The 12,940-nt window shown below is 62.8% G+C and carries 15 protein-coding genes; 11 read left to right on the forward strand and 4 right to left on the reverse strand.

All coding sequences use genetic code 11. From position 1 onward, the window contains the following. The first annotated feature begins 65 nt into the window (after window positions 1-65). Both BLV18_RS16730 and BLV18_RS16735 read left to right on the forward strand, forming a co-directional pair. Window positions 66-536: a PAS domain-containing protein gene (locus BLV18_RS16730; RefSeq protein ID WP_090360197.1), complete on the forward strand. Its 471-nt coding sequence runs from the start codon at window positions 66-68 to the stop codon at window positions 534-536. A 54-nt stretch (window positions 537-590) separates the two neighbouring features. Beyond that, window positions 591-1,196: a hypothetical protein gene (locus BLV18_RS16735; RefSeq protein WP_090360202.1), complete on the forward strand. Its 606-nt coding sequence runs from the start codon at window positions 591-593 to the stop codon at window positions 1,194-1,196. An 11-nt stretch (window positions 1,197-1,207) separates the two neighbouring features. Here BLV18_RS16735 and BLV18_RS16740 read toward each other — a convergent pair whose 3' ends face one another. After that, complete coding sequence (locus BLV18_RS16740) at window positions 1,208-2,155, reverse strand: MerR family transcriptional regulator (RefSeq protein WP_090360205.1); 948 nt, start codon at window positions 2,153-2,155, stop codon at window positions 1,208-1,210. 206 nt (window positions 2,156-2,361) lie between these two features. Here BLV18_RS16740 and BLV18_RS16745 point away from each other — a divergent pair, with 206 nt between their 5' ends. From BLV18_RS16745 to BLV18_RS16765, 5 genes are all read left to right on the forward strand, one after another. Further along, entirely contained in the window at window positions 2,362-2,928 is a 567-nt protein-coding gene (locus BLV18_RS16745) for a putative antibiotic biosynthesis monooxygenase (protein WP_049861229.1), read from the forward strand. A 67-nt stretch (window positions 2,929-2,995) separates the two neighbouring features. Beyond that, window positions 2,996-3,697, forward strand: a complete 702-nt coding sequence (gene folM / locus BLV18_RS16750) for a dihydromonapterin reductase (protein WP_049861228.1) — start codon at window positions 2,996-2,998, stop codon at window positions 3,695-3,697. A gap of 59 nt (window positions 3,698-3,756) precedes the next feature. Continuing rightward, entirely contained in the window at window positions 3,757-4,128 is a 372-nt protein-coding gene (folX, locus tag BLV18_RS16755) for a dihydroneopterin triphosphate 2'-epimerase (RefSeq protein WP_049861227.1), read from the forward strand. Between the two features lie 27 nt (window positions 4,129-4,155). Continuing rightward, window positions 4,156-4,452, forward strand: a complete 297-nt coding sequence (locus BLV18_RS16760; protein ID WP_049861226.1) for a DUF1244 domain-containing protein — start codon at window positions 4,156-4,158, stop codon at window positions 4,450-4,452. Further along, complete coding sequence (locus BLV18_RS16765) at window positions 4,445-4,786, forward strand: HopJ type III effector protein (protein ID WP_090360208.1); 342 nt, start codon at window positions 4,445-4,447, stop codon at window positions 4,784-4,786. Before BLV18_RS16760 ends, BLV18_RS16765 begins: the two co-directional genes overlap by 8 nt. Before the next feature lie 192 nt (window positions 4,787-4,978). On the opposite strand, the gene trxB is transcribed toward BLV18_RS16765, so the two are convergent. Next, window positions 4,979-5,941, reverse strand: coding sequence for a thioredoxin-disulfide reductase (gene trxB / locus BLV18_RS16770; RefSeq protein ID WP_056844155.1), 963 nt, complete (start codon window positions 5,939-5,941; stop codon window positions 4,979-4,981). Window positions 5,942-6,259: 318 nt separating this feature from the next. Between trxB and cysZ the strand changes: the two genes are divergently transcribed. Further along, on the forward strand, window positions 6,260-6,988 hold the full coding sequence (cysZ, locus tag BLV18_RS16775; protein ID WP_090360211.1) for a sulfate transporter CysZ: 729 nt from the start codon (window positions 6,260-6,262) through the stop codon (window positions 6,986-6,988). A gap of 105 nt (window positions 6,989-7,093) precedes the next feature. Beyond that, window positions 7,094-8,278: a glycosyltransferase family 4 protein gene (locus tag BLV18_RS16780; RefSeq protein WP_090360213.1), complete on the forward strand. Its 1,185-nt coding sequence runs from the start codon at window positions 7,094-7,096 to the stop codon at window positions 8,276-8,278. A 150-nt stretch (window positions 8,279-8,428) separates the two neighbouring features. Here the strand turns inward: BLV18_RS16780 and BLV18_RS16785 are convergent, their stop codons facing one another. Beyond that, entirely contained in the window at window positions 8,429-8,914 is a 486-nt protein-coding gene (locus BLV18_RS16785; RefSeq protein ID WP_090360216.1) for an FKBP-type peptidyl-prolyl cis-trans isomerase, read from the reverse strand. Between the two features lie 227 nt (window positions 8,915-9,141). Here BLV18_RS16785 and pta point away from each other — a divergent pair, with 227 nt between their 5' ends. Both pta and BLV18_RS16795 read left to right on the forward strand, forming a co-directional pair. Further along, window positions 9,142-11,238 (forward strand): phosphate acetyltransferase, encoded by a 2,097-nt coding sequence (gene pta, locus BLV18_RS16790; RefSeq protein ID WP_090360218.1) that lies wholly within the window; start codon window positions 9,142-9,144, stop codon window positions 11,236-11,238. A 7-nt stretch (window positions 11,239-11,245) separates the two neighbouring features. Beyond that, on the forward strand, window positions 11,246-12,127 hold the full coding sequence (locus tag BLV18_RS16795) for a 1-acylglycerol-3-phosphate O-acyltransferase, YihG family (protein WP_425272651.1): 882 nt from the start codon (window positions 11,246-11,248) through the stop codon (window positions 12,125-12,127). Window positions 12,128-12,183: 56 nt separating this feature from the next. Here BLV18_RS16795 and BLV18_RS16800 read toward each other — a convergent pair whose 3' ends face one another. Next, window positions 12,184-12,894 carry a YiaD family glycine zipper/OmpA-like lipoprotein gene (locus BLV18_RS16800; RefSeq protein WP_090360223.1) on the reverse strand — a complete coding sequence of 237 codons (711 nt, stop codon included), beginning with the start codon at window positions 12,892-12,894 and terminating at the stop codon, window positions 12,184-12,186. Window positions 12,895-12,940 lie beyond the last annotated feature (46 nt).

Genomic DNA, 12,940 nt, shown 5'->3' on the forward strand with positions numbered 1-12,940 from the left:
CGCTCTGGCCCTCCTCCTGCGGCGCGTATGAATTAGACTACGCTGTACGGTAGGGAACCTCTCACATGATCAATGCAAAGCTGCTGCAACGGGTGATCGATGCGTCGAACGACGGCATCGTCGTCGCCGAACAGGAAGGCGAGGACAATATCCTCATCTACGTCAATCCGGCGTTCGAACGCATGACCGGCTACAGCTCGATGGAAATGCTCTATCAGGACTGCCGCTTGCTGCAGGGTGACGACCGTGACCAGCCGGCTCGTCGGCGGGTGCGCGAAGCGATCGATCAGGGCGTGGCGTGCCGCGAGGTGCTGCGCAACCATCGCAAGGACGGCAGCTGTTTCTGGAATGAGCTGTCGATCACGCCGGTCCATAACGAAAGCGACCAACTGATGTACTACATCGGGATCCAGAAGGATGTCAGCCGCGAGGTCGCGGCGCAGCAGCGTATCGTCGAACTGGAACAGCAGGTCGCAGCGCTGCAACGACGCGTCGCCGAACTCGAAACCTCTGCCCCTTCGAGTCCAGCGCGATGACGATGAACATTCTTCGAGGCTGCATCGAATCCTCATTCACCGCGAGCGTGCGCCATGCCGCCTGATGTATTGCTGACCCAGGACGAGCTGGATTTCCTGCGGGCCATGCAGGCCAATCCGCAGCTCAACGTGCGCGATACCCTTCTCAATGTTTCGGTGAAGGGTGGGCCGCAGGTGCGCGAGCTGCTGATGCGCCTGGCCTCCCATGAACAGGTCACCATCGAGGCGCACCTGGAGAATCAGCAGATCAGTTTTCCGCTGCAGATCGTGGAGGACGATTTCCAGGCGGCCCATCTGGAACTGGGGGCGCCGAGTATCTATGAAGACGGGCCGATGCTGCGTCCATGGCGGTTGAGTCTGACCGAACCCATCGTGCTGCGCGATGGCGAAGGACGTGACAGCGACTTCTGGGTTCGCGACATTTCCTTCAAGGGCGCCCTGCTCGAGGCCCGCCATGGGGCCAAGGCGCCGGCCAGGTTCCAGCTGTGGTTCACGCCTGAAGGCTACGCGCCGATTCCGTTGCGCGGCTCGATGATTCGCGAGGCCGAGCACGGTCTGTTCGCCTACCGCCTCAGCCAGAGCGACGCCCGGGCGATCGAGTCACTGCGTCAGTTCATCCTGCAGCAGCACCGTCTGGTGCATCCGCAACTTCACAGCTGACGCCGATCCAGTCAGCTGTCCAGATGGCCCGCCAGGTACTGCTGCAGACGCCGCTGCATCAGGCGCCCATCGCTGCCCAGACACACGATTTCCGGAGACTGAAGGCTTTCCTGGACCGTCTCGGACAGCTCACCGGCCAATAGCAGCGGGCAACTCAAGGCGTTGTTCAATCGCTTCAACTGCCGGATCAGCGCCGGCACCGGCGGACGGTTGGAGAACAGCACGAGCGCCTGTGGAGCGAGCTTTTCGCAGACCAGGCTCAGCTCTTCGAGCGGCTGGCCCAAGCCCAGCAACTGCACGTCCACTTGCGGTCCGCCCAACAGCAGGCCGGCCACCTGAAGCTCGAGTTCGCGGCACTGATCGGGTATGGCCACCAGCACTACGCGGCTGTCCTGTCCTTGATCGGCAGTCAGGCGCAGGCGTTGCAGCGTGCGCGCACGCAGGAATGTATCGAGGAAGATCCATTCGCTGGCCTGGCCGAAGTGGCCCTGGTGCACGAGCAGTTCCTGCCATACCGGCATCAGCACCTGCTCGAAGGCCACGGCCAGCGGGTAACTGGAAAACACCTGACCATAGACCTGATCGAGCCTGGGTTCGGCGAATTCGCGCACGCATTGGCGGACCCGTTCCTGCCACTGCTGCCATTCACCCGGCTCGTCGCGGGCGCTGGGCGGTGGTGCTTCGGTCTGCTGGGTACGGGCGAGAATCTTGCCGACCTTGCTCACCGCCACCCCGCGCTCGATCCAGCCCAGGATGCTGCGCACCTCCTCGATATCGGCCAACGAGTACAAGCGGTGCCCGCTTTCGGTGCGTGTTGGCTGCACCAAGCCGTAGCGACGCTCCCAGGCACGCAACGTGACGGGATTGATTCCGGTCAGTCGCGCAACCTCGCGAATGGGGTACAGCTCGTCCAGCGCTGCATCTTGCACGCCAGACAATCGGGTGCCGGATTCGCTCATTGCTAGTCAACCGCTGCCAGGAACATGAATCGACAGTGTAACCGCTGTGGGTACATAGAGGTTTGCGGATGATCCAACGGACGGTAGATGTGCAACCGACCGTTTTCGGGAATAATACTTGCTTGATTTCAAATGCAGCCCACTACCCCGGCGCTGCATTCGATGGAGGCTCCTACCCGGAGCACCAGACTGTCTGGAGATACACAATGTCTACCTCACCCGTTACCTTGATGGTCGCGCGCCGCGTGGCCGATGGCAAATATCAGGACCTGATCGCCTGGCTGCATGAAGGCGAACAGCTTGCCACCGACTTTCCGGGTTACCTGGGTTCTGGCGTTCTGGCCCCTGCGCCAGGCGACGACGAATTCCAGATCATCTTCCGCTTCGCCGATGAAACCACCTTGCATGCCTGGGAGCATTCGGCTTCCCGTCGTTCGTGGCTGGGCCGTGGCAGCGACCTGTTCGCCCAACCCCATGTGCACCGCGTCAGCGGCACCGAAGGCTGGTTCGGCGACAGTGGCCTGCAGCGTCCACCGCGCTGGAAGCAGGCCGTGGCCATCTGGCTGGCGTTCTTTCCGGTGTCGCTGATCTTCAACTTCCTGTTCGGCCACGTGTTGAACGAGATCAGTCTGGTGCCCAGAATCATGCTCAGCACCCTGGCCCTGACTCCGATCATGGTGTTTTTCTTCATTCCCTTGTCGACGCGCCTACTGCGCAACTGGTTGCACGCCACCCCGGCCCGCGCTCCGCTGCCCAAGGCCAAGGTGGCCTGATCGGTCGGCCCTGCTGCGCTTTGTGGTATAAATCAGCGCAGCAACCTGCCGACGAAGAGCCCGCCCCATGCCCCACCCGATCCTCATCACCGGTGCGAGCCAGCGCATCGGCCTGCACTGTGCCGAACGCCTGTTGGGCGAAGGCCAACCGGTCATCATCAGCTACCGTCAGGAGCGCGAAACCGTCGCTCACCTGCGCGAGATGGGCGCGGTCACCATCCATGCCGACTTCGGCAGCGAGGCCGGCATTCTGGCGTTCATCGATGCGCTCAAGGCGCAGACCTCGCAGCTGCGCGCCATCGTCCACAACGCGTCGGCCTGGATCGCGGACAGTGCGGGAGACGAAGCAGCTGCGTTCCAGCAGATGGTCAACGTGCACATGCTGGCGCCCTACCTGATCAACCTGCACTGCGCCGACCTGCTGCGCGCCTCCAGCCCGGCCGACATCGTCCACATCAGCGACGACGTGACGCGCAAGGGCAGCGCCAAGCACATGGCCTATTGCGCCAGCAAGGCGGGCCTGGACAACCTGACCCTGTCGTTCGCCGCGCGCTTCGCCCCGGCGATCAAGGTCAATGGCATTGCCCCGGCGCTGATCCTGTTCAACCCGGACGACGACGCCGACTATCGCTACAAGTCGCTGGCCAAATCGGCGCTGGGCATCGAGCCCGGTGCCGAGGTCATCTACCAGAGCCTGCGCTACCTGCTGGAAAACCCCTACGTCACGGGCACCACCTTGACCGTCAACGGCGGCAGGCACGTAAAATAGCGCCTGCCTGCCAGCCCGGACACGGCGCTGACCCCGAACATTCTGCGGAGCACACAACGATGGCACCACTGCAGCCAGGAATGGCACGTATCCGGGTCAAGGACCTGCGCTTGCGCACCTTCATCGGTATCAACGAAGACGAAATCGTCAACAAACAGGACGTGCTGATCAACCTCACCGTCCTGTACCCGGCACTCGAAGCGGTGCGTGATAACGATATCGAGCACGCCTTGAACTACCGCACCATCACCAAGGCGGTGATCCAGCACGTGGAGGGCAATCGCTTCGCCCTGCTCGAACGCCTGACCCAGGAAATTCTCGACCTGGTCATGCAGAACACCGCCGTGCGCTACGCCGAAGTGGAAGTCGACAAGCCCCATGCGCTGCGCTTCGCCGAATCGGTTTCGATTACCCTCGCTGGCAGCCGTTGACCGGTTGCCGCCCAGCTGGAGAGCGACATGAACGAACAGCAACGTCTGGAACTGGAAGCCGCAGCCTTCCGCCGTCTGGTCAAGCACCTGGACGAGCGCAAGGATGTGCAGAACATCGACTTGATGAACCTGGCCGGATTCTGCCGCAACTGCCTGTCCAAATGGTACAAGGCGGCAGCCGACGAGCAGCAGGTCGAGGTCAGCCTCGACGAGGCCCGCGAAGTGGTCTACGGCATGCCGTACGCGCAGTGGAAGGCTCAGTACCAGCAGGAAGCCAGCGCCGAACAGCAGGCGGCCTTCGCCAAGGGGACGCCCAATGCATGATATGAAGGCGCTGCGCACCAGCCTGGCCAGCGGCGAACATCAGTTCGCAACGACGCTGGCGTTCGTCGCCGAGCACTATGCCTATACACCGCAGGCCTTCCGCAACGGTGCTCTGGACAATGCGGCCGGTCAGAATGAAGGCTCGTGCAAGACGTTGGGCCTGGCCCTGCTGGAAGGGCTGAGCGATGAAGAGGCATTGCTGGCGTTCGGCGAACACTATCGCTCGGTGGTGGCAACACCCGACGGCAGCGATCACGGCAACATCCGCAATCTGATGGAGCATGGCCTGGCAGGGGTGACGTTCTCCGAACTGCCGTTGGCCCGCCTGGGCTGATCGACGGGCATGAAAAAACCGACCCTGTGAGGTCGGTTTTTTTTGTGTCTGGCTCAAGGGACTCTTCGCGGGTAGAACCCGCTCCCACAGGGTTCGGTCCATCACCCTTTGTAGCTGGAAACAACTGCCAGAGGCAATGCGGTCCACTGTGGGAGCGGGTTCTACCCGCGAAGGCCGCCCCGCGGTTCCGGCTTAGAACGAAGCGTTGGCCAGCCCATCCAGATAGCGCTCCACATCCAGCGCCGCCATGCAGCCAGCACCGGCCGAAGTAATTGCCTGACGGTATACATGGTCGGCCACGTCACCGGCCGCGAATACACCCTCGACGCTGGTGGCAGTCGCGTTGCCTTCACGGCCACCCTGCACCACCATGTAGCCGTCCTTGAGGGCCAACTGGCCTTCGAACAGCGAGGTGTTCGGGGTATGGCCGATGGCGATGAACACGCCATCGACTTTCAGCTCCTCGGCAATGCCGTCGTTGTTGCGCAGACGTGCACCGGTGACACCCATGTTGTCGCCCAGCACTTCTTCCAGCGTGGCGTTGAGCTTGAGCTCGATCTTGCCTTCCGCCACACGGGCATGCAGCTTGTCGATCAGGATCTTCTCGGCACGGAAGGTATCGCGACGGTGCACCAGGGTGACCTTGCTGGCGATGTTGGCCAGGTAGAGGGCTTCCTCGACCGCGGTGTTGCCGCCGCCGACCACCGCAACTTCGCGGTTGCGGTAGAAGAAACCATCGCAGGTCGCGCAGGCCGAAACGCCCTTGCCCATGAACGCTTCTTCCGACGGCAGGCCCAGATAGCGTGCGCTGGCGCCAGTGGCGATGATCAGCGCATCGCAAGTGTAGGTCGCACTGTCGCCGGTCAGAGTGAACGGCTTGGCAGCGAAGTCCACAGCGTTGATGTGATCGAAGACGATCTCGGTTTCAAAACGCTCGGCATGCTCGCGCATGCGCTCCATCAGTGCTGGCCCGGTCAGACCATGGGGGTCGCCCGGCCAGTTGTCGACTTCAGTCGTGGTGGTCAGCTGGCCGCCTGCCTGCATGCCGGTGATCAGCAACGGCTTGAGGTTGGCGCGGGCAGCGTAGACGGCGGCGCTGTAACCGGCAGGGCCGGAGCCCAGGATGATCACGCGGGAATGACGAACTTGAGACATGACGAGCTCCTGACTGCCGGACGTTGACGCCAATCCGGTACGGCTGGAATAAAAAGGACTGGCAAGACACCTTGGGGAAGGTTCAATGCCGCCAGCCCGTAAACTTCAAAAGGAAGGGTTGAAAATCGAATGCGCCAAGCTTAACGACGTAAGCCCGATTAGGGAAATACCCTTTGGCAATCCGATCCATAGCCCTCTTCTATGCGGACATCTTCAACCGATCAGGATCGCACCAGGTTGTTACCAGCCATTGCCGTGGTTCCCGCGCCCGTGCAAAGCCGGTACTGTCAGCACGTTTTCACTGTCTTGGAGTTGTCCATGCCTGTCCCTGCACTGTCCGGCCCGCAATACCTGCGCGAAGGCCTGAAAATGGTCTTGTCTCCCGGGCTGCGTTTGTTTGTGCTGCTGCCGTTGGGCATCAACCTGGTGTTGTTCGTGGGCCTGATCTACTTCGCTGGGCACCTGTTCAGCGGTTGGGTCGATCACTTGATCCAGAGCTTGCCGCACTGGCTGAGCTTCCTCAACTTCATCCTCTGGCCGCTGTTCGCCGTGCTGGTGGCGTTCATGGTGTTTTTCAGCTTCACCATGCTGGCCAATATCATCGCCGCCCCCTTCAACGGGTTCCTGTCGGAAAAGGTCGAGGTGGTGGTTCGGGGCAAGGACGAGTTTCCGCCCTTTCGCTGGGCCGAGCTGCTCGAAATGATTCCCCGCACTTTGGCTCGCGAAGCCCGCAAGCTCGGGTATTTCCTGCCCCGTGCGCTGGCGCTGTTCGTCCTGTCGTTCATCCCCATGCTGAACATCATCGCCGCGCCTCTGTGGCTACTGTTCGGTGTGTGGATGATGGCCATCCAATACATCGACTACCCCGCCGACAACCACAAGATGAGCTGGCAGGACATGCTCGCCTGGCTACGCCAGAAGCGCTGGCGCAGCCTGAGTTTCGGCGGCATCGTTTACCTGGCGCTGTTGATTCCGGGGGTCAACGTCCTGATGATGCCGGCCGCGGTGGCAGGGGCGACGTTGTTCTGGGTGCGTGAGCGGGGGTGAGTCATTGCGGTGCGACCGATCACGGCTCGCACCGCTGGTGATGGCGTCATGAATTCCTCACGAATGCGCCACACCAACGCAATACAAGTCCCCGAAACTGTCTGAATGACAGCGCTCCCACTCCATATCACCCTCGTCTCCGAAACCTTCACCCCCGAGATCAACGGGCTTGCCAGCACGCTCGACCATTTGTGCCAGGGATTGCGCGGCCGTGGACACCATGTGGATGTGGTGCGACCCCGGCAAGTGCAGGACAGCGCGCCGAGCGATGATGTGATGCTGTGTCGTGGCTGGCCGATTCCTGGCTACCCTGGGCTGCAGTGGGGCGAGTCGTCCATGGGGCGGCTGGTGCGGCGCTGGCGGTCGAGGCGGCCCGATGTGGTGTATGTCGCAACGCCCGGCCCCTTGGGCTTGAGCGCGCTGCGTGCCGCCCGGCGCTTGGGTGTCCCGGTGGTCAGCGGCTTCCACACCAACTTTCAGCAATACGCTGCGCACTGCGGGCTGGGACTGCTGGCACGTCTGGTGACCCATTATCTGCGCTGGTTTCACCGTCGCACCTGCATGACCCTGGTGCCCTGCACCAGCCAACGTCTGGAGTTGCAGCGGCGAGGCTTCGAGCGGTTGCATCTGCTGGCGCGCGGTGTCGACAGCCAGCTGTTTCATCCCCGGCGGCGCAGCACGGCCCTGCGCCATCGCTGGGGGCTGAGCGAGGGCGACCTGGCCGTGCTCTATGTCGGACGTCTTGCGCAGGAGAAGAACCTGGACCTGCTCGCACGCACGTTTGCCCACCTGCAGGCGCAGCATCCGCGGCGACTTATCCGGCTGATCGTGATCGGCGATGGCAGTCGGCGCAGCGATCTGCAGCGGCAGGTGCCCGAGGCGGTTTTCTGTGGGGCATTGCGTGGCGAAGCGCTGGCGGAGCATTACGCCAGTGGTGACATCTTCGTGTTTCCCAGCCTCACCGAGACGTTCGGCAATGTGGTGCTGGAAGCGCAGGCATCGGGCCTGGCCGTGGTGGCCTACGATGAGGCCGCCGCAGCGCAGCACATTCGCCACGGCCACAGCGGCGCGCTGGCCATGCCTGGCGACGAGGCGGCCTTTCTGGAAGCCGCTGGCTGGTTGCTGGAGGACGAAGAGAACCTGCGCAGGGTCCGCCTCAACGCGCGGCGACATGCCCGGCTTCAGGGTTGGGGCGCGATCGTCGAGCAGTTCGAGCAGCAGCTGACGAACGCTTGCTCGCCGATACCTTCGGCAAGCTTTGCAAGGACTGCAACGAGTCCCCAGGGCTGAACCGTACGCTGCGTGTCAGCCAGACCGCGTTGACCCTTCGCGGCCGATGACCGCTCCTACAGGGGGCCAAAAAAACAGGGGGCACGTCGCTGACGTGCCCCCTGTTTGCATCTGCGCCAGGTAGCTCCGAAGAGGAGCACAGTGCTCAGATCAATGGTGGTGACCACCTTCGCCGTGCACGTGGCCGTGCGCGACTTCTTCCTGGCTGGCGTCGCGGATGTCGACGACCTTGACCTTGAAGTGCAGGCGCTGACCGGCCAGCGGGTGGTTGCCGTCGACGGTGACATCGTCGCCGTCCAGGTCGCGAATGGTCACGATCTGCATCTGGCCATCGGGTGCGGAAGCGTGGAACTGCATGCCCACTTCCAGCTCGTCGACGCCTTCGAACATGCTGCGCGACAAGGTGCTGACCAGTTCGGCCGCGTACTCGCCGTAGGCATCTTCGGGCTCGATCGCCACGTCCAGGTCGTCACCGACCTGCTTGGCTTCCAGAGCCTTTTCCAGGCCAGGAATGATGTTGCCAGCGCCTTGCAGATAAACCAGCGGCGCGCCGCCGGCGGAGCTGTCGATAACCTCACCAGCGTCGTTGGTCAGGGTGTATTCGATGGAGACAGCCTTGTTGGCGGCGATCAGCATGAGGTAAGACCTTTTGCATAAGAATGTAGAACGACCAAGTGTAACCAAGGGTTGGCTCGAAAGCGAACCCACTCGGCCGACGGATGACCCGAGGCAATGTGCCCAGCCCGTGAAGGCCTTGGCACCTGCCATGAAATTATGACTGTGCACGGCGCGATTCGTTTCTACTTGCGGGCCGTGGCGTGAAGCTTGTAGCGTGCAGCCCAAAGCTCACCCGAGAAGCTCGCATGCAAACTTTCTTCATCGCGCCGACTGACTTTGGCGTAGGCCTGACCTCCATCAGCCTGGGGCTGGTAAGAACCCTGGAACGCGCCGGCCTGAAGGTCGGTTTTCTCAAGCCCATCGCCCAGCCACACCCCGGCGACCTGGGCCCGGAACGCTCGACCGAGCTGGTTGCCCGCACCCATGGCCTGCAGCCGCCCAGGCCCTTGGGCCTGGCCCACGTCGAGCGCATGCTAGGCGATGGGCAGCTCGACGAGCTGCTCGAAGAGATCCTCACCCTGTACCAGCAGGCCTGCGTGGGCAACGACGTGGTCATCGTCGAAGGGATGGTGCCGACCCGCAACGCCAGTTATGCCGCCAGGGTCAACCAGCACCTGGCGAAAAGCCTGGATGCCGATGTGGTGCTGGTGTCGAGTGCCGAAAACGAGGTGCTCGCCGAGCTCTCCGGCCGGGTCGAGTTGCAGGCGCAGTTGTTCGGCGGCCCGCGCGACCCGAAGGTACTGGGCGTCATCCTCAACAAGGTGCGTACCGATGAAAGCATGGAGGTGTTCGCCGCGCGCCTCAAGGAGCACTCGCCCCTGCTGCGTAGCGGTGATTTTCGCCTGCTCGGCTGCATCCCCTACCAGGCCGACCTGAACGCGCCGCGCACCCGTGACGTGGCCGAACTGCTTGGCGCGCAGGTGATCAACGCCGGTGACTACGAGCAGCGGCGGATGAACAAGATCATCATCTGCGCCAGGACCGTGCTCAATACCGTGCAGTTGCTCAAGCCGGGCGTTCTCGTGGTGACCCCGGGCGATCGTGACGACATCATCCTGGCCGTGAGCCTGGCGGCCATGAACGGCATGCCTCTGGCCGGGCTGCTGCTGACCAGCGACACCCTGCCCGACCCACGCATCCTCGAACTGTGCCGGGGCGCCCTGCAGGCCGGTTTGCCGGTGCTGTCGGTGAGCACCGGTTCCTACGACACCGCCACACGTCTGAACCAGCTGAACAAGGAAATCCCCATCGATGACCGCGAGCGTGCGGAGATCATCACCGATTTCGTTGCCGGCCATCTGGATGCCCAGTGGCTGCACCAGCGCTGCGGCACGCCGCGGGAGCTGCGGCTGTCGCCGGCCGTGTTCCGCTATCAGCTGATCCAGCGCGCGCAGCAGGCCGACAAGCGCATCGTCCTGCCCGAAGGCCACGATCCGTTGACCATTCAGGCAGCGGCCATCTGCCAGACCCGCGGCATTGCCCGCTGCGTGCTGCTGGCCAAGCCCGCCGACGTGCAGGCGGTGGCCAGTGCCCAGGGCATCGAGCTGCCCGAAGGGCTGGAGATCCTCGACCCCGACCTGATTCGCAGTCGCTACGTGGAGCCGATGGTGGCGCTGCGCAAGAGCAAGAGCCTCAATGCGCCCATGGCCGAGCAGCAGCTGGAAGACAACGTGGTGATCGGCACCATGATGCTGGCCCTCGATGAAGTCGACGGTCTGGTCTCGGGCATCCTCCATTCCACCGCCAACACCATCCGTCCGGCCTTGCAGTTGATCAAGACCGCACCGGGCTGCAGCCTGGTGTCGTCGGTGTTCTTCATGCTGTTTCCCGATCAGGTGCTGGTGTATGGCGACTGTGTGATGAACCCCCACCCCAGCGCTGCCGAACTGGCGGAAATCGCCCTGCAGAGCGCCGACTCCGCCGAAGCGTTCGGGATTGCCGCGCGGGTAGCGATGATCAGTTATTCCAGCGGCAACTCGGCCAGCGGCGAAGAAGTGGAGAAAGTCCGCGAGGCGACCCAGCTGGCGCAGGAGGCCCAGCGTGATCTGTTGATCGACGGCCCGCTGCAATACGACGCCGCCGCTAACGAAAACGTCGCACGCCAGCTGGCTCCGGACAGCCAGGTCGCTGGCCGGGCGACGGTGTTCGTGTTTCCCGACCTGAACACCGGCAACACCACCCACAAGGCGGTCCAGCGCAGTGCCGATTGCGTCAGCCTGGGGCCGATGCTGCAAGGGCTGCGCAAACCGGTCAACGACCTGCCGCGCGGCGCCCAGGTCGACGACATCGTCTACACCATTGCCCTGACCGCCATCCAGGCCAACCGCACCCTCGACCTCTAGGAACATCATCTTGCAGATTCTTACCGGGCTGTGCGCCGCCCTGCTGCTGGCCCTTAACACCATCGTTTGCTGCACGCCGCTGTTCATCGTCAGCCTGATCAAACTGTGCCTGCCCTTCGCGGCGGCGCAGCGCCTGACCGACGAACTGATGCGCCACATCCACGAAGCCTGGATCAGCAACAATAAGGCCTGGATGAACCTGCTCGGCGGCATTGGCTGGAAGGTCGAGGGCTTGCAGGGGCTGGACTACCAGCATTCCTACCTGGTGACCAGCAACCACCAGAGCTGGGTGGATATCCTGGTCCTGCAATACGTGCTCAACCGACGCATCCGGCCGCTGAAGTTCTTCCTCAAGCGCGAGCTGATCTGGGTACCCGTCATCGGCCTGGCCTGGTGGGCGCTCGGTTTCCCGTTCATGAAGCGCTATTCCAAGGCCTACCTGGCCAAGCATCCGGAGAAGAAAGGCGAAGACCTGCTCACCACCCGCCGCGCCTGCGCCCGCTTTCGCGGCAAGCCGACCGCCATCTTCAACTTCGCCGAAGGCACCCGCTTCACCCCGGCCAAACATGCCCAGCAGGCCTCACCGTTTCGCCACCTGCTCAAACCCAAGGCTGGAGGCATCGCCTTCGTGCTCGATGCCATGGGCGAACAGTTGCAGTCGATGGTCAACGTGACGATCTACTACCCACAGGGCGCACCGGGATTCTGGGACCTGCTGTGCGGTCGAGTGGGCGAAATCCACGTGCTGTTCGAGGAGCTGCCAATCCCCGAGCAATTCATCGGCCACAGCTATGACCAGAACGAGACGTACCGCGCGCTGTTCCAGACCTGGGTGAATACGCTGTGGACACAGAAGGACGCGACGTTGGAGCGGCTGAAGAAAGACTGATCGCCCATGAAAAATCCCGCTGCCAGAGCGGGATTTTTTTGCAAGCCTTGCAGTGATTACTGCTGCTGGACCGGCTGCGAGTACTGCTGGCCGGGAATCGGCTTGAGGTTGACTTCGACACGGCGGTTCTGGGCACGGCCGTTGGCGTCGGCGTTGCTGGCGATCGGCTGGTCGGGACCTGCGCCGCGTACCGACAGGCGTGAGCCATCCACGCCCTGCGCAGTCAGGTAGTTGCTGACCGCCTGGGCGCGCTGCAGCGACAGGTCCATGTTGTGCTGACGGCTGCCGGTGCTGTCGGTGTAGCCGACGATCTCGATGTTGTTCTCGTTGAACTGCTTGAACGAATTGCCCAGGTTGTTCAGCGGCGTGTAAAAGCTGCTGGAGATGTTCGACGAGTCGGTGGCGAAGGTGATGTTGCCCGGCATGATCAGCTTGATCTGATCGCCCTGGCGCTGCACTTCCACACCGGTGTTGGCCATGCTTTCACGCAGCGCCGCTTCCTGACGGTCGGCATAGTAGCCGTAGCCTGCCGAAGCGGCGCCGGCCACGGCAGCGCCGATCAGCGCCCCCTTGCCACGGTTGTTGTGGTCGATGGCGGCACCGGCCACGGCGCCGGCCAGTGCACCCAGCCCGCCATACTTGGCGGTTTTGCTGATGCCCGACGAACCCTGGGCCTGGCCCTGGTTTTCATACGGATTCTGCGACGCGCACCCGGACAACAGGGCGATGGCAGCGGCGGCAGTGATCAAGCGACGCGAGGTAAACATGGGCAACTCCTACTACATGAAGGCGGAAATCTGCTGAAAAAATGCG

The sequence above is a fragment of the Pseudomonas coleopterorum genome (assembly GCF_900105555.1).
Classification (GTDB): domain Bacteria; phylum Pseudomonadota; class Gammaproteobacteria; order Pseudomonadales; family Pseudomonadaceae; genus Aquipseudomonas; species Aquipseudomonas coleopterorum.